This is a genomic window from Tsukamurella asaccharolytica, assembly GCF_007858435.1.
In the GTDB taxonomy this organism is placed as follows: domain Bacteria; phylum Actinomycetota; class Actinomycetes; order Mycobacteriales; family Mycobacteriaceae; genus Tsukamurella; species Tsukamurella asaccharolytica.
On record NZ_VIGW01000003.1, the window covers coordinates 490,188 to 509,052 of the forward strand.

Consider the following 18,865-nt stretch of genomic DNA (forward strand, 5'->3'; position numbering starts at 1 on the left):
CGATGGTCGAACGCGGGAGTGCCGCGCGTCCAACAATGATTGACGATCACGATCGATTGGTTCTATCGTTCATTCATGGCCGAGCCGACCCTGGACATCGTCCCGCTGCGCAGCGTGGTCGCGATCGCCCGCTGCGGCGGAGTGCACCGCGCGGCCGAGGCGCTGCATCTCACCCAGTCGACGGTCAGCGCCCACCTGCGCAGGCTCGAGAAATCGACGGGCGGCACGATCGTCGAGAAGGCAGGCCGCGGCGTGCGGTTCACCGACCACGGCACCCGTCTCCTCGGGCATGCGCAGACGATCCTCGACGCGCACGACGCCGCGGTGCACGCACTCGCCTCCCCCACGGCCCGAACGCTGTCGGTCGCCGCCACCGAGCACGGCGCCGACCGCCTCATTCCGGAGCTCAGCCGAGGGTTCGGCACCCTCCCGGGCGGCTGGGGCGCTCAGTTCCGGTTCGACCGCAGCGCGCAGATCGCCGGCGCCGTGGAGCACGGCCTCGCCGACGTCGCCGTCTTCCTCGCCCCGATCGATCACCCGGACGCCGTCGGCCCTATCGCCCTGCACTGGTACGCCGCGCGCGGCTGGGAGCGCCCCGCCGATGCCGTGCCCGTCCTCCTCTTCGACGATCCCTGTGTCCTCCGCGCACCCGCCGCGGACGCGCTCGTGCGCAACCGGATCGACTACGTCGTCGCGGCCGAGGCGGCGAATCTCGCCGGCCTGTACTCCGCGGCGCGCAGCGGGCTCGGGGTGACCCTGCTTCCCGTGATCGATGCGACGGACGGCCTGGTCGCCGTCGACACGATGCCCGCCCTACCGCCCATCGCGCTGGCGGTGACCGTGGGCGGCCGGGTGCCCGCGCCCGTACGCGCCGCGGTCCGCCGCGCCGCCGCGTCCCTCACCCGCGCGGCCTAGCCGGAGACGATGCCCACGACCAGGTTGATCGCGGTCGCGAGGATGAGAGTGCCGAAGACGTACGAGAGCAGGCAGTGCCGGAGCACGACGCTGCGGATCTGCTGCGACGACACCGAGGTGTCCGACACCTGGTACGTCATGCCCAGGTTGTAGCTGAAGTAGAAGAAGTCGCGGTACGCCGGCGCCTCGTCGGCGTTCCAGTCGATCCCGCCGGGCTCGTCGCCCGGGTCGCCGTAGAACTGCGCCGCGTATTGCGTGGCATAGGTCAAGTGCAATGCCGCCCACACCGCGAACGACCCGAGCAGCGCGGCGGCGGCGCCGGCGTCCTTGTGATCGGACCTCCCGGTGACCAGCAGCGCCACGATCGCGACCAGCCCACTCAACGCGATCGCCGCGACCACCACCTCGGCGACCCGCGGGCGGAAATTCTCGCGCTGCACCGTGGCGCGTGTCGACGCGGCGTCGAGCGGCCACAGTGTCGCCCATCCGGTGACGACGAAGACCGCGGCGGCGGTGCCGATCCCGACGAGTACGCCGAGGGTGGCGTCGACGAGTACGCCGACGAGGCCACCGGCGATCAGGCCGACCACGAGCGACAGGACTGCGCGCGTGGCAACGGACAGGACGGGCTTGGCTGGCGGACGACTCATCCGTTGATTGTGCGGCACTGAACTGCGAACGACGACAGCGCACCCGCCAGCGCGCCCGGCACACGCGCGATCATCCGCGTTCCCTCGGCGACGTGCTCCGTCTCCAGGATCGTGCCCTCGGCGTGGATCCGCGCGACGAGGTCACCCCGGTCGTACGGCAGGAGGGCGCTGACCTCGACGTCGCCGGCGGTGATGAGCTGCGTCATCCTCTCCAGCAACTCGTCGATGCCCTCGCGCGAGTGTGCAGAGACGAAGACCGCCTCCGGCAGCGCGACGCGCAGCTGGGCGAGCACGACCGGATCGGCGGCGTCGATCTTGTTGACCACGAGCAGTTCCCGCGGCAACGACGCCTCCCGCTCCCCCGCGACTTCGCGCAGCACCTCGCGCACGGCGTCGATCTGGCGCTGCGGCATCACGTCGCTGCCGTCGACGACGTGCAGCAGGAGGTCGGCGTCGACCACTTCCTCCAGCGTCGACCGGAACGCCTCGACGAGCTGGGTGGGGAGGTGCCGCACGAAACCGACGGTATCGGTGAGCACCACGTCGCGGCCGTCGGTGAGCACGCCGTGCCGGGTGGTCGGGTCGAGCGTGGCGAACAGTGCGTCCTGAACCAGCACGCCGGCGTCGGTGAGTGCGTTGAGCAGGCTCGACTTGCCGGCGTTGGTGTAGCCGGCGATCGCCACCGCCGGCACGCCGGAGCGGCGGCGCGCCCCGCGCTTGGTGTCGCGGGCCTGCTTCATGCCCTTGATCTCGCGGCGCAGCTTCGCCATCCGCTCGCGGATCCGGCGACGGTCGGTCTCGATCTTCGTCTCACCGGGACCGCGGAGGCCCACGCCGCCGTTGCTGCCCGCGCGGCCACCGGCCTGCCGGGACAGCGCCTCACCCCAGCCGCGCAGCCGGGGCAGCATGTACTCCATCTGCGCGAGGCTGACCTGCGCCTTGCCCTCGCGGGAGGTGGCGTGCTGGGCGAAGATGTCGAGGATCAGGGCGGTGCGGTCGATGACCTTGACCTTCACCACCTTCTCCAGCGCGTTGAGCTGCGCCGGGGTCAGTTCACCGTCGCAGATCACGGTGTCGGCGCCGGTCGCGAGCACGACCTCGCGGAGCTCGTGGGCCTTGCCGGAGCCGATGTACGTGGCGGGATCGGGACGGTCGCGCCGCTGGATCAGGCCCTCGAGGACCGCGGAGCCTGCGGTCTCCGCGAGGGCTTTGAGCTCGGCGAGCGAGGCGTCGGCCTGCGCGGCGGACCCGGAGGTCCAGACGCCCACGAGCACGACCTGCTCGAGGCGCAGCTGACGGTATTCGACCTCGGTGACGTCGTCGAGCTCGGTCGAGAGGCCGACGACGCGACGGAGCGACGAGCGCTCCTGCAACTGGAGTTCGCCGACGGTCGGGGCCGGCTCCCAGGTATCCATGTCTGTCATATACGTCCAGTGTGGCACGCCGGGACGCGGGAGGTCACGCGGGTTTTCCCAGGGCGGAACGCGGCGCCGCGTTCTACAGGTGCGCCGTCCCGGACGCGACGATGCGGCTCGGGCCGCGGAGCACGGCACCGTCGGCCTCGACGGTGACGGTGACGATCCCGCCCGGCACGTGCACGTCGACGACACCGGTGTCGCGATCCGCGGCGTGCAGGGCGGCCACGGCGGCCGCGACGGTGCCGGTCCCGCAGGAGCGGGTCTCCCCCGAGCCGCGCTCGTGCACGCGCATGTGCACGGCGCCGTCGGCCAGCGGGGTCAGCACCTCGACGTTGGTGCCGTGCGGGAACAGGCCGTGGTCGAACGTGGGCGCGCTCGCCACATCGAGGGCCAGCAGATCCTCCACGGTGAGGCCGGGCACGACGCAGGCCAGGTGCGGATTGCCCACGTCGACGGCGATCCCGGCGAGGTCGCGGCCGTCGACGCCGGCCGAGGAGTCGCCGTAGACCCGGGGCGCGCCCATCGCGACGGAGACCTCGGCGGTCTCGGGGCCGGCGTGGTGCACGCGGACCGGCTTGCCGCCCGCGCGGGAGCCGACAGTGAATTCCTCGCCTGTGACCAGGGCGTTCGCAGCGAGGAAGTGGGCGAAGACGCGGACACCGTTGCCGCACATCTCGGCGATCGAACCGTCGGAGTTGCGGTAATCCATGAACCAGTCCTCGCGGGCGACGCCCTCGGGCAGCGCGCCGAGGACGCCCGCGTCGAGCAGCTCACCCGCTCGGGCGACACGGAGCACGCCGTCGCCGCCGATCCCCGCCCGCCGGTCGCACAGGGCGACCACGAGCTCGGGCGTGAGGTCGATGTCGACGCCCGGGTCGGGCAGGATCACGAAGTCGTTCTCCGTGCCGTGCCCCTTGAGGAAGTCCAGCGCGATCATGCGGACCAGTCTACGGACGGGTCACGACCGCCACGGTGGGGCGGCGTGTGCGGCGATGGCGGAGCCGAGCAGGTCGGGTGCGGCCGCGTCCAGCCAGACGATGCGGGGGTCGCGCCGGAACCAGGATCGCTGCCGGCGGACGTAGCGGCGGGTGCCGATGAAGGTCAGCTCGCGGGCCTGCTCGAGGTCGTACTCCCCGTCGAAGGCGGCGAGGACCTGGGCGTAGCCGATCGCGCGCGACGCGGTGACGCCCGCGCGCAGGCCACGGTCCTCGAGGGTGCGAACCTCGTCGGCGAGGCCGGAGTCGAACATGCGCCGGGTGCGCAGGTCGATGCGGGCGTCGAGTTCCGCGGTGTCGCGGTCCAGCGCGACGATCGCGGTGTCCCAGCGCGCGGGGCCGATCTCGGGCGCGGAGGCGGCGAAGGGCTCGCCGGTGATGGTCACGACCTCGAGCGCGCGGACGATCCGCCGCCCGTCGGTCGTGAGGATCTTCGCCCCGGCGGCGGGATCGAGTGCCGCGAGCTCGCGGTGCAGGGCCAGGGGGCCGAGCTCGGCGAGCCGGTCCTCGAGCCGTCGCCGGACGTCGGGGTCGGTCGCGGGGAAGCTCCACTCGTCGAGCAGGGCCTGGAAGTACATCATCGAGCCGCCCACGATCACCGGGGTGCGGCCCGCGGCCAGCAGCGCTTCGGCGTCGGCGCGGGCCCGCTCCTGGTACGCGGCGACCGTGGCGGTCTCGGTCACGTCCAGCACGTCGAGCTGGTGGTGCGGGATACCGCGCCGCGCCGCGACGGGCAGCTTCGCGGTGCCGATGTCCATGCCCCGGTACATCTGCATGGCGTCGATGTTGATGATCTCGCCGTCGAGTCGCTCGGCGAGGTCGAGCGCCAGGTCGGACTTGCCGGTGGCGGTGGGTCCGACGACAGCGATCGGCCGGACGGTGTCGGAGACGCCCCGGGTCTCCGTCGTCACCCGGCGCCCCCGGTGGCGACCAGGTACCCGACACCGAAAGGCGCGCCCCGGTAGAGCACGTCGACGGGCCCGCCCGCGCAGGCCGAGGCGGCGGCGCGCCAGGCGTCGTCGAGACCGTCGACCGGCCCGCCCTCGCGGACTGCGGCGACCTGGGCCTCGAAGACGCTCTCGTCTTCCGGCCGGTGGCCACCCGGAGCGCGGGCGCTGAGGGTGTTCGGGCCATCGAGGACGAAAAGCAGACCCTCGGCGTCGTCGTCCTCGCCGACGATCCGGGCCGACGGTGCCGCGCTCCCGCGCAGCCAGGCGGCGATGAGCAGCGGGACCGGCCAGGCGGGGCTGGGCGGCAGGTCGTTCGACGGCCCGCCGGGCCCCATCGTCACGATCACGTCGGCGCCGAACCCGGCGAAGGTGCCCGCGGACGCCTCGTCGCGCCTGGTCAGGGCCTCGGAGGCCACGACACGCCAGGTGCGGGCGCGCGCGCCGAGCCACCCACCCGCGGTCAGTGCGGCGCGGCGCAGCCGGTCTGCGTCGGGGTCGCCCGGGACGCCCACCAGCTCGGGAACGAGCAGCGGGGCGCCGGGGATCACGGCCACGGGCCGGTGGTCGCGCTGGGACGGGTGCACGAGGAGAACGCTAATCGATCGCGCCGCGGGGCCCGCGGAGTGCTTCAATGGATCCAGGGCCGCGCGCTGTGCGGATCCGTGACGACCGGCAGCCGTGACGCGCGGCGCAGACGAAGGGACCCCCGTGGCCGAGAACGACCCGATCGCCGAGACCACTCCGATCGAGAGCGCCGCTCCCAAGCCGACCCCGGGCGCTCGGCCCGGCCCCAAGCCCCATCCCGGCCCGCGCCCCGGCGGACCGCGCCCGCACGCCCCGGCGGCCGCGCAGGCGGCGCCGCGCACGCGTCCGGCGTCGGACCCGAGCAAGCACGGCCGGGTCGACGAGGACGGCACCGTCTACGTGGTGACCTCCGGCGGCGAGCGCGCCGTCGGCTCCTGGCAGGCCGGGGAGTCCGCTGAGGGCCTTGCGCACTACGGCCGCAAGTACGACGAGCTCGCGACCGAGGTCGAGGTGCTCGAGGAGCGCCTCGCCAGCGGGACCGGCGATCCGAAGAAGATCCGCGCCGCGGCCCAGCAGGTCGCCGACACGCTGCCCACCGCGGCGGTCGTGGGCGATCTCGACGGCCTGGCCGCCCGGGTGGGCGCGCTCCTCACGGGCGCCGACACCGCGATCGTCACGGCGCAGGCCGACCGTGAGAAGAGCCGATCCGAGGGCATCGCGCGCAAGGAAGCCCTCGCCGCCGAGGCCGAGCAGATCGCCGCCGAGGCCACCCAGTGGAAGGCCGCCGGCGATCGGATGCGCGCCCTGCTCGACGAGTGGAAGACGATCAAGGGCGTCGACCGGAAGACCGACGACGCGCTGTGGAAGCGCTACTCCAAGGCCCGAGACGCCTTCAACAAGCGGCGCGGCGCGCACTTCGCCGAGCTCGACCGGGAGCGCGCCGGCGCCAAGGCGCGCAAGGAGGAGCTGATCGCGGAGGCGGAGAAGCTCAAGAACGACACGTCGTGGGGCGAGACCTCGGCGAAGTTCCGGGACCTGCTCGCGAAGTGGAAGGCCGCCGGCCGTGCGCCCCGCGACACCGACGACGCGCTGTGGGCGCGCTTCAAGGGCATTCAGGACGAGTTCTTCTCCGCCCGCAACGCCGCCGCCGACGAGCGGGACGCCGAGTTCTCCGAGAACGGCAAGGCCAAGCAGGCACTGCTCGACGAGTACACCCCGCGGATCGAGTCGGCGCAGAGCCTCGCCGCGCAGAAGTCGGCGCTCCGGGAGCTGCAGGACAAGTGGGAGGCGATCGGCAAGGTCCCGCGCGAGCAGATGGGCTCGCTGGAGGCCGGGATCCGTGCGCTGGAGAAGAAGATCAAGGCCGCGGACGACACTCAGTGGCGTCGCACCGATCCCGAAGCCGCCGCCCGCGCCGCCCAGTTCCGCGACCGCGTCGCGCAGTTCGAGGAGCAGGCCGAGAAGGCGGAGAAGGCAGGCAAGGCCAAGGACGCCGTGCGGCTGCGCGAGCAGGCGCAGCAGTGGCGGGAGTGGGCCGATGCGGCGGAGGGCGCGATCGAGAACCGCTGACTCCCCCGCGACCAGCGACTACGACTGGTCGGTGGGGCGCTGCGGGCGGGGCGGCTGGTGGCCGATGCGGTTGGACTGGGCGAAGGCGTCCCACTCCTGCGCGGCGGCGCGGCGCTCCTTCTCGGCGGCGAGCTGGTACGGCGTCCGCGCCCAGATGGTCTTGATCCACACGATCGCCAGCACGATCATGGCGAACCAGCCGAGGAAGAGGCCGATCCCGGCGCCCGTCGGCGGCTCGCCGTGCAGACCGGGGGTCTGCCGCGACCACACCGACAGCAGGCCGAAGACCACCGCGACGCCGCAGCCCGCGCCTGCGATGACCGACAGCGCCCAGCGGCGGGTGAGCAGCGCGGCGCCCGAGGCGAAGACACCGAACAGCACCTCGAGCCACACGAAGATCTTCGAGACGATGACCAGCGAGCTGCCCTCGATCTGCGGGTCGCCGGTGATGATCGCGAGGCCCGTCACCGAGCCCGTGTGCGGTAGCGCGAGCGAGCCGATCACCGCGACCACGGCGATCGCAGCCACCAGGATCCTGGGACTGACCTGGAACTCGCCGGCGAGCTTGCGCTCGACCGACTCGACCTGCGAGCGCAGGTTCTCCAACTCTTCGGCCCTCCGGGGGCCCTCGCTGTCGGCGTTCATACGCCCCATTGTCCACCCTGGACCGCGGTGCGTCTCCTACAGGTCGTCGTACTGCCCGTCAGCAGGACGAACACCCCGTCGACGCGGGCTCCGCGGCGGCCGCCGGACGGCCGACGGACGGCAACCCCAAGCCCACGCCGACGGGCGCGGTGACGGGCGTGATGGAGGCCTCGACGTTGTCGCCCGCGCGGGTGCGACGGTGGCTCAGCACGCCGCCGTCGGCGACGAGGTGGTGCGGCGCGGCGGCGGTGATCTCGACCTCGACGACGTCACCGGGGCGGATGCCCTCGCCCCCGGCGAAGTGCACGAGCCGACCGTCGCGGGCACGACCGGACATGCGTTTGGTCTCGGCGTCCTTGCGGCCCTCGCCGAGCGCGACCAGCAACTCGACGCGGCGGCCCACCTGCTTCTGGTTCTCCTCGAGCGTGATCCGCTCCTGGAGCGCGATGAGCCGGTCGTAACGCTCCTGCACGACCTTCTTCGGCAGCTGATCGGGCAGATCGGCGGCGGGGGTGCCGGGGCGGATGGAGTACTGGAAGGTGAAGGCCGAGCTGAACCGGGCCTGCTCGACCACGTCGAGGGTGGCCTGGAAGTCCTCCTCGGTCTCCCCCGGGAAGCCGACGATGATGTCGGTCGTGATCGCGGCGTGCGGGATGCGCTCGCGGACCCGGTCGAGAATGCCGAGGAACTTGGTGCTGCGGTAGCTGCGCCGCATCTCCTTGAGCACGCGGTCGGAGCCGGACTGCAGCGGCATGTGCAGCTGCGGGCAGATGTTCGGGGTCTCGGCCATGGCGTCGATGACGTCGTCGGTGAACTCGGCGGGGTGCGGGCTGGTGAACCTGACCCGCTCGAGGCCCTCGATCCGGCCGCACGCGCGCAGCAGATCGGCGAAGGCGCCGCGGTCGCGCGGCAGCTCTGGGTCGGCGAAGTTCACGCCGTAGGCGTTGACGTTCTGGCCGAGCAGGGTGACCTCGGAGACGCCCTGATCGACGAGGGCCTGCACCTCGGCGAGGATGTCGCCGGGGCGGCGGTCGACCTCTTTGCCGCGCAGGCTCGGCACGATGCAGAAGGTGCAGGTGTTGTTACAGCCGACCGAGATGGAGACCCAGCCGGCGTAGGCGCTCTCGCGGCGGGCGGGCAGCGTCGACGGGAAGGCGTCCAGCGCCTCCTTGATCTCGACCTCGGCCGTCTCGTTGTGCCGGGCGCGCTCGAGCAGGGTCGGCAGGGATCCGATGTTGTGGGTACCGAAGACCACGTCGACCCACGGGGCCTTCTTCACGACGGTGCCGCGGTCCTTCTGGGCTAGGCAGCCGCCGACGGCGATCTGCATGCCCGGCCGCTCCCGCTTGATCGGCGCGAGGTGGCTGAGGTTGCCGTACAGCTTGTTGTCTGCGTTCTCCCGGACCGCGCAGGTGTTGAAGACCACGAGGTCGGCCTGCTCGCCGCCGTCCGCGCGCACGTAACCGGCGTCCTCGAGCAGGCCGGACAGGCGCTCGGAATCGTGCACGTTCATCTGGCACCCGTAGGTGCGGACCTCGTACGTTCGGCTGGTGGGGGCGGACTCGATCACCCCACCAGGGTATCGGCGGGAGCAAATCGGGCCGTGCCGCAGCGCCCTCGGCCCGCGGCCTCCCGTGCACATTCGACGCACTAAAACCGCCGTCTTAACGCGGGCGAAACACCGGTGGTCATAGGCTTCTGCCCATGACCACACCCGCAGCAAAAGAGCCCACAGGCTCGGCTCCGATGATCGAGATCGAAGCAGTCGATAAACACTTCGGCGATCTCCACGTGCTCAAGGACATCAACGTCACCGTTCCGAGGGGACAGGTGGTGGTGGTATTGGGACCATCCGGTTCGGGCAAGTCCACGTTGTGCCGAACCATCAACCGACTCGAGCCGATCGACACGGGCACGATCAAGATCGACGGAAAACTCCTCCCCGAGGAGGGGAAAGCGCTCGCCGCGCTCCGCGCCGACGTCGGCATGGTGTTCCAGTCGTTCAACCTCTTCTCCCACAAGTCGATCATCGACAACGTCACCCTGGCGCCGACCAAGGTGCGTAAGAAGTCGTCGGAGGATGCCCGTCAACGCGGCATGGAACTGCTCGAGCGTGTGGGGATCGCGAGCCAGGCCGAGAAGATGCCTGCTCAGCTGTCGGGCGGACAGCAGCAACGCGTGGCCATCGCCCGTGCCCTGGCGATGGAGCCGAAGGTGATGCTGTTCGACGAGCCGACTTCGGCGCTCGACCCGGAAATGGTCAACGAGGTGCTGGACGTCATGGTCGCGCTCGCCAAGGACGGCATGACGATGGTCGTGGTGACCCACGAGATGGGCTTCGCCCGCAAGGCCGCCGACCGGATCCTGTTCATGGCCGACGGTGCGGTGGTCGAGGACACGGACCCCGAGACGTTCTTCACCGCCCCGAAGTCCGATCGTGCCAAGGACTTCCTCTCGAAGATCCTGAGCCACTGATGAGGGAGCACACGATGCAACGACCACGAGGGATTCGACGGATAGTCGCGGCGATCACCGCCGTCGTCCTCGCCGGCGGCCTCGTCGCCTGCGGTAGCACCGGTGCCCGCAGCCTGGTCGATTCGATCGAATCCGGATCGGTGATCCTCGGCACCAAGTTCGACCAGCCCGGCCTGGGCCTGCGCAAACCGGACAAGTCGATGAGCGGCTTCGACGTGGACGTGAGCGAGTACGTGGTGAACGCGATCGCGGAGGCGAACGGCTGGCAGAAGCCGACGATCCGGTGGCGCGAGACGCCGTCCGCTCAGCGCGAGACGCTGATCAACAACGGCGAGGTCGACATGATCACGGCGACCTACTCGATCAACGCCTCGCGGTCGAAGAAGGTGGACTTCGCCGGGCCCTACCTCGTGGTTCGGCAGGGCCTGCTCGTGCGGAATGACGACTCGTCGCTCGGACAACTCGCCGACCTCGACAAGGGCAAGATCCTGTGCTCCGCGGCGGGTTCCACATCCGCACAGAACGTCAAAGCGCAGCTGCCCGGCGTGCAGCTGCAGGAGTTCGATTCGTATTCCACGTGCACCGAAGCACTGCATCAGGGACGGATCGACGCCCTCACCACCGACGAGTCGATCCTCGCCGGGTTCAACGAGCAGTACAGCGGTGAGTTCCGTGTGGTCGACATGACGTACCTCACCGATCAGTGCATCAAGGGCTCGCAGAAGAAGGCCGGCAACCCGTTCTCGACGGAGCGCTACGGCATCGGCCTGGCCAAGAACGACGCCAAGTCGAAGGCGGCCCTCAACGAGGCGATCGCCAAGATGATCGCCGACGGGAGCTGGGAGCGGGCGCTCCGGAAGAACCTCGGCGCCACCGAGACCCAGCGTTTGATCGACCGCGCCGGGGGCTTCGACAAGTTCAAGCCGTCCGTGGGAGACCTCGCGTTCGTCGACGCTCCGGCCAGCAAGTGCGGAGGTGCCGCGTGACGATGTGGGAGTACATGGGGCCACAGCTGTGGCCCGCGTTCTGGATGACGATCAAACTGACGTTCTTCTCCGGCGTGATCGCACTGGTGCTGGGAATGGTGCTCGCCGGGATGGCGGTCGGACCGGTTCCGATCATGCGCCGGTTCGCGGCGTTCTACGTGAGCGTGGTGCGCAACACTCCGCTCACGCTCATCATCCTGTTCTGCTGGATGGGCCTGTTCATGGTGCTGAACCTGACACTGGCCCCGCAGAACGACAGCTTCGTCAAGGAGAACAACTTCCGCCTGGCGATCCTGGGCCTGTCGATGTACACGGCGGCGTTCGTGTGCGAGACGCTGCGCGCGGGTATCAACACCGTGCCGGTGGGCCAGGCCGAGGCGGCTCGCGCGCTCGGCCTGCCGTTCTTCACGGTGTTCGGCACGATCGTGCTGCCCCAGGCCATCCGCGCCGTCATCGCACCGATGGGTTCGGTGTTGATCGCGCTGACCAAGAACAGCACGATCGCATCCGTCATCGGCGTCTCTGAGGCGGCGCTCCTGATGAAGTCGTCGGTCGAGACGTATCCCGACCAGATCATGACCATCTTCGCGATCATCGCCCTCGGCTTCGTGCTGCTGACGCTGCCGATGGGTCTGCTGTTCACGTACCTCGGCAACCGTTTGGCGGTGAAGCGATGACCATCCCCGATCAGGTCCGGGTGACCGCACCGAAGATCAACCCGAAGCAGAAGGGCAGCGTGCTGTTCGACGCGCGCGGCCCGAGGCAGCAGATGCGCGACAAGATCGTTGCCGTCGTGTTCATCGCCGCGGTGATCGCCTTCCTCGTCTGGGTCACGATGGCGATGTCGGACGCGGGCCAGCTCGACTGGTCCAAGTGGAAGATGGTCACGGAGAGTTACTTCTGGACCACGTACATCCTCCCCGGACTGTGGGGCACACTGCTCGCCGCGGTCGTGTCGATCGTCTTCGCCATGGTGCTGGGCATGGTCCTCGGCATCGGCAGGCAGTCCGATCACGCCGCGGTGCGGTGGATCGCCGGCACGGTGGTGGAGATCTTCCGCTCCATCCCGGTGTTGATCCTCATCCTGTTCGCGTACTACGCGTTCGCGGCCGCGGCGCTGTTCCCGTCGTCGCAGCTGGCATTCGCGGCAGTGGTGTTCGGTCTCACCATGTACAACGGCTCCGTCATCGCGGAGATCATCCGCTCGGGTATCAACTCGCTGCCGCGCGGACAGGGCGAGGCCGCCTCGGCGCTCGGGCTCCGCAAGAGCCAGACGATGCGGATCATCCTTCTTCCGCAGGCGATCACGGCGATGCTCCCGGCTCTGATCTCCCAGATGGTAGTGGCGCTGAAGGATTCCGCGCTCGGCTACATCATCGGCTACACGGAGATCGTGCGGCAGGGCATCCAAGCGGGCATCTCGTACCGCTCGCTGTTCGTGGCTCTGATCGTGGTCGCGGTCATCATGATCCTGATCAACTACGGCCTGTCGATGCTCGCCCGGTGGGTGGAGCGCAAACTGCGCGAGCGCCGCGGACACTGATCCTCCGTGCTCGACGGATGCGCCCCCGGAGATCCTCCGGGGGCGCACGCCGTTCCAGCGGCCGTCACATCACAGATACGGGCTTGTGAGCAGCTCGATGCCGTGACCCGCCGGATCGCGGATGTACACGCCGCGACCGCCGTGGTCGTGATTGATCGCGCCGGGCCGCTTCCCGTGCGGGTCAGCGGTGTAGTCGGCACGACGGTCGTCGAGCAGCGAGAGGGCACGGTCGAAATGATCGTCCTCGACGAGGAAGGCGTAGTGCTGCGGCTGCGGCACCAGACCGGGTGGCGACGCGATCTGGAGCAGCACCCCGTCGCCGATCATGAGATTGGTGAACGGGCCCCAGGATTGCGCATCCTCGGCCTCGAGATAGTCCCGGTAGAACGCTGCCGACTCGGCCACGTCGACAGCGAAGATGATGGTGTGATTGAAGCGGGCGGACATGGATTCTCCTTCGAGGGGATCGGATGGGTGGTGTTCCGTCGCCCCGGGTGGAGACCGCGCCGTCAAACGATGGCCGGATCGCCCGTCCGTGTGCGGCCCCAGCGGGCCTGTCCGGCAGTCATGACCTCGACGGTACTCCGAGCTGGCTACTCCGCTGCATCGGCCTTCTCGCGGATGGCGTCGAGCACTACCGACAGCGCCATCGACGGGTGGTAGCCGCGACGCCCGAGCATCCCGACGAGGCGCTGCGTCAGCTTGTCGCGTTCGACCCGGTCCACCGGGATCTCGACGCGGGCGAGCTTGCGGTCCACCAGCTCCGCAGCGCGCTCCCGCTCGTCCTCGCGGCTGACGGTGTCGAGCGCGGCGGACGCCTCTTCCTCGCCGACCCCCTTCGTCCGCAGCTCCTGCGCGAGGGCTCGTCGACCCCGACCGGAGAACTGATGACGGGACTGGACCCAGCGCTGGGCGAAGGCGGCGTCGTCGATGAGACCGGCGGCGACGAACTTGTCGAGCATCCGCTCGGTCAGCTCCTCGTCGAAGCCGCGGCGCGCGAGCTTGGTCCGCAGTTCGGCCCGCGAGTGGTCCCGCATCCCGAGGGCGCGATAGATCAGGTCGCGGGCCAGCGCCTCACGCTTGGCCGGATCCTGCTCCTCCTGCTGCCGCGGTTCGCCGTCGACGGGGCCGTCGCCGCCGCGGGAGCGACGCCCGCGGCGCCGGCCCCGCGAGACCACCTCGTCGTCCGAGTAGTCGGACACGGCGCGGCCTAGAAGTCGACGGGCGCGGGAGCGATCTCGTCGGCGTCGGCGGTGACGTCGGCGCCCACACCGAGCTTCTCCTTGATCCGCTTCTCGATCTCGTCGCGGACGTCCGGATTCTCGACCAGGAACTTGCGGGCGTTCTCCTTGCCCTGGCCCAGCTGGTCACCGTCGTACGTGTACCAGGAGCCCGACTTGCGGATGAAGCCCTCGTTGACGCCCATGTCGATGATGGAACCCTCGCGGCTGATGCCCTGGCCGTAGATGATGTCGAACTCGGCCTGCTTGAACGGCGGCGAGACCTTGTTCTTGACGACCTTGACGCGGGTACGGTTGCCCACGGCGTCGGTGCCGTCCTTGAGGGTCTCGATGCGCCGCACGTCCAGGCGCACGGAGGCGTAGAACTTCAGCGCCTTACCGCCCGTGGTGGTCTCGGGCGAGCCGAACATGACGCCGATCTTCTCGCGCAGCTGGTTGATGAAGATGGCGGTGGTGCCCGAGTTGTTCAGCGCGCCGGTCATCTTGCGGAGCGCCTGGCTCATGAGGCGGGCCTGGAGGCCCACGTGGCTGTCACCCATTTCGCCCTCGATCTCGGCCTTGGGGACCAGGGCCGCCACCGAGTCGATCACGATGATGTCCAGCGCGCCGGAGCGGATCAGCATGTCCGCGATCTCGAGCGCCTGCTCCCCCGTATCGGGCTGGGAGACGAGCAGGGCGTCGGTATCGACACCCAGCTTCGCGGCGTAATCGGGGTCGAGCGCGTGCTCCGCGTCGATGAAGGCCGCGATGCCGCCGTTGGCCTGCGCCTCCGCGACCGCGTGCAGGGCGACGGTGGTCTTACCCGAGGACTCCGGGCCGTACACCTCGATGACGCGGCCGCGCGGGAGGCCGCCGATGCCGAGTGCTACGTCCAGCGCGATGGAGCCGGTGGGGATCACCGCGATGGGCTGGCGCACCTCGTCTCCGAGGCGCATGACGGAGCCCTTGCCGTAGCTCTTGTCGATCTGGGCGAGCGCCAGCTCGAGGGCCTTATCGCGATCCGCGGGTGCAGGTGCCATGGGACTCTCCGTCCTTCGGGCCGGGGTGGGAAGTACCGCCGGCGCTGGGTTCTACTGTTGCTACGGACGCTAGAGGGACGCTCTGACAAGTTTCGCATCCACTTCGGGCGCGCTCTCGCCGGCTCACTTTCACGTCGAACACCGTCGACTATAGGCGAACCTGCGTTCGAAGCAAGCACCGAACGTGCGACACGCCGCCCCACGCGCGATTCGACCCGACCATCGACGTGAAGTGATGGTTGAGCGCGGCGCCTGTGGGTGTACGAACGGTGACCGCCCCTCCGGGCGGAGGGACGGTCACCGTCGAACACGAGAGAACGGGAGCTACCAGCCCAGCTTCTCCAGCTGCGCCTGGACGGCGGCGCGGTACTTCTCGACGTTGTCGGTCTTGATCGACTCGTAGCCGCGGACCATGTCCGGCAGCTCGGCGAGGGCGACGACCTGCATGCGCTGCTCGTCTGCGACGCGGCCACCCTCGGCGGCGGCGATCATGAGGCCCACGAGCGCGCGGTACTCGGCGATCAGCGTGCGCTCCATGCGGCGCATCTCGGTCATGCCGAAGACGTCGAGCTTGGTGCCGCGCAGACGCTTCATCTTCGCCAGCGCCTTCATCCCCGGGTTCACCCACTCCCCCAGGGCGAGCTTGTTCTTCAGGCCCATCTCGCGCAGCGTCGGCGGGTGCAGGCGGATCGCCTTCTTGGCGTCGGCGCCGAACTCGTCGGCGACCTGCGCTGCGAAGCCCGCGTCCTGCGAGAGGCGCGCCACCTCGTACTCGTCCTTGTAGGCCATCAGCTTGTGCAGGTTGTGCGCCACAGCCGCGGTGAGATCCTCGGAACCCCAGCTCTTCTCGGCGCGGAAGACGCGGGCCACGTCATCGACGTACCGCTGCGCGTAGGCCTTGTCCTGGTACGCGACCAACTCGTCCGCGCGGATCCCGACCTGGCGCAGCAACTCGTCGGAGCCTCCATCGAGCACGGCGACGAGGCCCTTGGCGAACGCGCTGACCGGAGCCGGCGCGGGCACGGGATGCAGCGCGTCGATCGCGGCCTGCACGCCGGCCGGGTCCGAGACCGACTGACGGCCACGACGGAAGGCCTGCAGGTTCTTCTCCACGGCGACGCCGTTGAGTTCGATGGCCCGCTCGATCGACGCCGAGCTGATGGGCAGGGCACCGGTCTGGAACGCTGCGCCCACCATGAACAGGTTGGCGTACTGCTCATCGCCGAACAGCTGCAGGGTCAGGTCACCCGGGTCGAGGTAGACGGTACGCAGCGACGCCCGGTCGATGGCCTCGTGGATGCTCCGCGCGTCCGGGTACCCGACCGAGGTGTCGATCACCATCTGGCCGGTGGGCACCTCGGTGGTCGAGACGATCGAAGTGGTGCGCTCCGGCGAGGCCACCTTGAGGTTCGCCGGGTCCACGCCGACGAGGCTGTCGCAGGACAGGTACACGTCGCAGTCGCCCGAGGCGACCTTCGCGGCCTGGTCGACGTACGTGGCCGAGACCTTGATGTCGGAGACCACCGCACCGCCCTTCTGGGCCATGCCGGTCATGTCGACGGTGCGCGCCGAGTGGCCGTCCAGCACGGTGGCGGTCGCCATGATCTGCGAGACCGTCACCACGCCCGTGCCGCCGATGCCGGTGATACGGATGGCCATGCCGTCCGCCTCGCGGCGCGCCTTCTTCGGCTGCGGAATCGCATCGGCCGCGATATCGGGCACCGACTTGCGCACCTTGCCCTGCGAGCCCGGCGTGACCGTCACGAACGACGGGCAGTCGCCCTTGAGGCACGAGAAGTCGAGGTTGCAGGAGCTCTGGTCGATGCGGGTCTTACGGCCGAACTCCGTCTCCACCGGGTGCACCGAGAGGCAGTTGCTCTTCTGGCCGCAGTCGCCACAGCCCTCGCAGATGCGCTCATTGATCACCACGCGCTGGTTGGGCGTGGGGTACTTGCCGCGCTTGCGCTTGCGGCGCTTCTCCGCGGCGCAGTGCTGGTCGTGCACCAGCACGGTCACGCCGGCGACCTCCGCGAGCTCGCGCTGCACGTCGAGCGTGTCGGCGCGGTCGCGGACCTCAATGCCCTTCGGCAGGCCGAGGGCCTTCGTGCGCTTGGGATCGTCGGAGGTGACCACGACCTTGGTGACGCGCTCCGCGAGCAGCAGGGTGCAGATCTGCGGCAGCGTCATCTCCCCGACCGGATCCTGGCCACCGGTCATGGCGACGGTGCCGTTGAACAGCAGCTTGTAGGTGATCCGCTCACCCGAGGCCACGGATTGGCGCAGCGCCAGCGAGCCCGAGTGCATGAACGTGCCGTCGCCGATGTTCTGCACGAAGTGCTTCTCGGTGACGAAGGGGGCCATGCCGACCCACTGCGCCCCCTCGCCGCCCATCTGGCTCACGCCGGTGACGTCGCCGACCTGCTGCGGGTCCATGAGCAGGACCATGGCGTGACACCCGATACCGGCACCGACCAGCGTGTCGTCGGCGACCTTGGTGGAGTTGTTGTGCGGGCAGCCCGAGCAGAAATAGGGGCTGCGCGCGGCGAGCGGCAGCTCGATGCGCGTGCGGATCTGGGCCTTGCGGTCCAGCCAGTCCTTCGCGGCGGCGACCTGGTGCACCCGGGCGAGGCGCTGCGCGAGGCCGCGGGAGACCGAGTCGACGTCCAGTTCGCCGAAGCGGGAGAACAGCGTCGAGCCGTCCTCGTTGGCCTTGCCGACGATGTTCGGGGCGCCGGGGTGCCGGAACAGGATGTCGCGCATCATCGTCTCGAGGAAGTCGCGCTTCTCCTCGACCACGATGACCTCGTCGAGCCCGTCGATGAACTCGTGCAGGATCTGCCGCTCGAACGGGTAGACCATGCCCATCTTGAGGATGCGGATGCCGAGGCGGTTGAGTTCGTCGTCCTCGATCCCGATGAGCCGCAGGGATTCGCGCACGTCGAGGTAGGTCTTGCCGGCACAGACGATGCCGATCCGGTCGTCGCTCGAGCGCACCGTGATCCGGTTGAGGCGGTTGATCCGGGCGTACTCCATGGCGCGCGGGATGCGCACGGTGAGCTGGTTCTGCTCGAGCTCCATCAGCTTCGCGCCGAGCAGCTGGCCCGACGGGACGTGCGGGCTGGTGCCCAGGTCGCCGTAGACGGGCAGGATGCGGTCGGGGTGCACGTCCGCGGTGGAGGATCCGTCGGCGACGTGCGCCGAGATCTTCAGCGAGGTCCACACGCCGGAGACGCGGGACATGATCGCGGCGTGCACGCCGAGGTCGAGGATGTCCTGCGAGTCCGCCGGGTAGAGGATCGGCATGTAGAGATCCGCGAGCGACATCTCCGAGGCGCACGGCACCGTCGAGCTCTTGGCCCCCGGGTCGTCGCCGACGAGGGCGACGGCGCCGCCCGTGGGATGGGTTCCGATCATGTTGGCGTGCCGCAGTGCGTCGGTGGCGCGGTCGAGGCCGGGGGCCTTGCCGTACCAGTAGCCGGTGACGCCGTCGAGGCCGCGGTCGAGGTGCGCGACCTGCGCGGCGATCTGGGAGCCCATGACCGACGTGGCGGCCAGCTCCTCGTTGAGGCCCGGGCGGTGCACGATGTCGAAGTCCTTGAGGTACTTCGTGCGCTTGGCGATCTCCAGGTCGTAGCCCGCGAGCGGCGAGCCCTCGTAGCCGGAGATGAACGAGCCCGTCGTGAGATTCTGGCGGCGATCGAGCCGCGCCCGGTCCCGCACCATGCGGACCAGGGCCTGAATGCCCGTCAGGTAGATCGTGCCCTCTTCGCGCGTGTAACGGTCGTCCAAGGAGAAGGATTCGACCGCCGCCGACTGCCCGCCACGAGGATCCGCGTCGTGTTGGCCGGCCTGCGTGGCGTCGGCAACGCCGGGAACCTTCTGAAATGGCGAATTGGCGTCAAGGGTCACTGAAACCACCATGCTTTCTCTCATA

Annotated in this window: 17 protein-coding genes; 6 read left to right on the plus strand and 11 right to left on the minus strand. The window is 69.7% G+C overall.

What is annotated here, in order from left to right; genetic code table 11:
- Positions 1-75: 75 nt before the first annotated feature.
- Complete coding sequence (locus FK529_RS08580; RefSeq protein WP_146560543.1) at positions 76-915, plus strand: LysR family transcriptional regulator; 840 nt, start codon at positions 76-78, stop codon at positions 913-915.
- On the opposite strand, the gene FK529_RS08585 is transcribed toward FK529_RS08580, so the two are convergent.
- The 5 genes from FK529_RS08585 to FK529_RS08605 all read right to left on the minus strand — a co-directional run bounded on the left by FK529_RS08585 (position 912) and on the right by FK529_RS08605 (position 5,512).
- Positions 912-1,565: a DUF1345 domain-containing protein gene (locus FK529_RS08585; RefSeq protein ID WP_146560544.1), complete on the minus strand. Its 654-nt coding sequence runs from the start codon at positions 1,563-1,565 to the stop codon at positions 912-914. The two genes, FK529_RS08580 and FK529_RS08585, sit on opposite strands and share 4 nt — an antisense overlap.
- The gene (hflX, locus tag FK529_RS08590; protein WP_146560545.1) at positions 1,562-2,989 is read right to left on the minus strand and encodes a GTPase HflX; all 1,428 of its coding nucleotides are present in this window, start codon (positions 2,987-2,989) and stop codon (positions 1,562-1,564) included. The genes FK529_RS08585 and hflX overlap by 4 nt, the downstream gene beginning before the upstream one ends.
- Before the next feature lie 73 nt (positions 2,990-3,062).
- Positions 3,063-3,911: a diaminopimelate epimerase gene (gene dapF, locus FK529_RS08595; protein WP_146560671.1), complete on the minus strand. Its 849-nt coding sequence runs from the start codon at positions 3,909-3,911 to the stop codon at positions 3,063-3,065.
- A gap of 30 nt (positions 3,912-3,941) precedes the next feature.
- On the minus strand, positions 3,942-4,889 hold the full coding sequence (gene miaA, locus FK529_RS08600) for a tRNA (adenosine(37)-N6)-dimethylallyltransferase MiaA (RefSeq protein WP_146560546.1): 948 nt from the start codon (positions 4,887-4,889) through the stop codon (positions 3,942-3,944).
- A complete protein-coding gene (locus tag FK529_RS08605) occupies positions 4,886-5,512 on the minus strand; it encodes a class III extradiol ring-cleavage dioxygenase family protein (protein ID WP_146560547.1) in 627 nt (208 codons plus the stop codon). The genes miaA and FK529_RS08605 overlap by 4 nt, the downstream gene beginning before the upstream one ends.
- A gap of 124 nt (positions 5,513-5,636) precedes the next feature.
- Here FK529_RS08605 and FK529_RS08610 point away from each other — a divergent pair, with 124 nt between their 5' ends.
- Complete coding sequence (locus tag FK529_RS08610; RefSeq protein ID WP_146560548.1) at positions 5,637-7,022, plus strand: DUF349 domain-containing protein; 1,386 nt, start codon at positions 5,637-5,639, stop codon at positions 7,020-7,022.
- 18 nt (positions 7,023-7,040) lie between these two features.
- Here the strand turns inward: FK529_RS08610 and FK529_RS08615 are convergent, their stop codons facing one another.
- Together FK529_RS08615 and miaB are read right to left on the minus strand one after the other, a co-directional pair.
- Positions 7,041-7,667: an Rv2732c family membrane protein gene (locus FK529_RS08615; RefSeq protein ID WP_231702998.1), complete on the minus strand. Its 627-nt coding sequence runs from the start codon at positions 7,665-7,667 to the stop codon at positions 7,041-7,043.
- A 58-nt stretch (positions 7,668-7,725) separates the two neighbouring features.
- Complete coding sequence (gene miaB, locus FK529_RS08620) at positions 7,726-9,309, minus strand: tRNA (N6-isopentenyl adenosine(37)-C2)-methylthiotransferase MiaB (RefSeq protein WP_438947182.1); 1,584 nt, start codon at positions 9,307-9,309, stop codon at positions 7,726-7,728.
- Positions 9,310-9,413: 104 nt separating this feature from the next.
- On the opposite strand from miaB, the gene FK529_RS08625 reads away from it, so the two are divergent.
- The 4 genes from FK529_RS08625 to FK529_RS08640 are packed head-to-tail and all read left to right on the plus strand — an operon-like array spanning position 9,414 to position 12,671.
- Positions 9,414-10,142 carry an amino acid ABC transporter ATP-binding protein gene (locus FK529_RS08625; protein ID WP_193559677.1) on the plus strand — a complete coding sequence of 243 codons (729 nt, stop codon included), beginning with the start codon at positions 9,414-9,416 and terminating at the stop codon, positions 10,140-10,142.
- 14 nt (positions 10,143-10,156) lie between these two features.
- Positions 10,157-11,128, plus strand: coding sequence for a glutamate ABC transporter substrate-binding protein (locus FK529_RS08630; protein WP_231702999.1), 972 nt, complete (start codon positions 10,157-10,159; stop codon positions 11,126-11,128).
- Between the two features lie 2 nt (positions 11,129-11,130).
- Complete coding sequence (locus FK529_RS08635) at positions 11,131-11,805, plus strand: amino acid ABC transporter permease (RefSeq protein ID WP_146560673.1); 675 nt, start codon at positions 11,131-11,133, stop codon at positions 11,803-11,805.
- On the plus strand, positions 11,802-12,671 hold the full coding sequence (locus tag FK529_RS08640) for an amino acid ABC transporter permease (protein ID WP_146560552.1): 870 nt from the start codon (positions 11,802-11,804) through the stop codon (positions 12,669-12,671). The genes FK529_RS08635 and FK529_RS08640 overlap by 4 nt, the downstream gene beginning before the upstream one ends.
- A gap of 69 nt (positions 12,672-12,740) precedes the next feature.
- On the opposite strand, the gene FK529_RS08645 is transcribed toward FK529_RS08640, so the two are convergent.
- The 4 genes from FK529_RS08645 to FK529_RS08660 form a co-directional block, all read right to left on the minus strand.
- The gene (locus FK529_RS08645; protein ID WP_146560553.1) at positions 12,741-13,118 is read right to left on the minus strand and encodes a VOC family protein; all 378 of its coding nucleotides are present in this window, start codon (positions 13,116-13,118) and stop codon (positions 12,741-12,743) included.
- A gap of 146 nt (positions 13,119-13,264) precedes the next feature.
- Positions 13,265-13,873 carry a regulatory protein RecX gene (locus tag FK529_RS08650; protein ID WP_146560554.1) on the minus strand — a complete coding sequence of 203 codons (609 nt, stop codon included), beginning with the start codon at positions 13,871-13,873 and terminating at the stop codon, positions 13,265-13,267.
- An 8-nt stretch (positions 13,874-13,881) separates the two neighbouring features.
- On the minus strand, positions 13,882-14,931 hold the full coding sequence (gene recA, locus FK529_RS08655; protein WP_068525022.1) for a recombinase RecA: 1,050 nt from the start codon (positions 14,929-14,931) through the stop codon (positions 13,882-13,884).
- Positions 14,932-15,255: 324 nt separating this feature from the next.
- Entirely contained in the window at positions 15,256-18,852 is a 3,597-nt protein-coding gene (locus FK529_RS08660; RefSeq protein ID WP_166436391.1) for an indolepyruvate ferredoxin oxidoreductase family protein, read from the minus strand.
- Between the last annotated feature and the right edge of the window lie 13 nt (positions 18,853-18,865).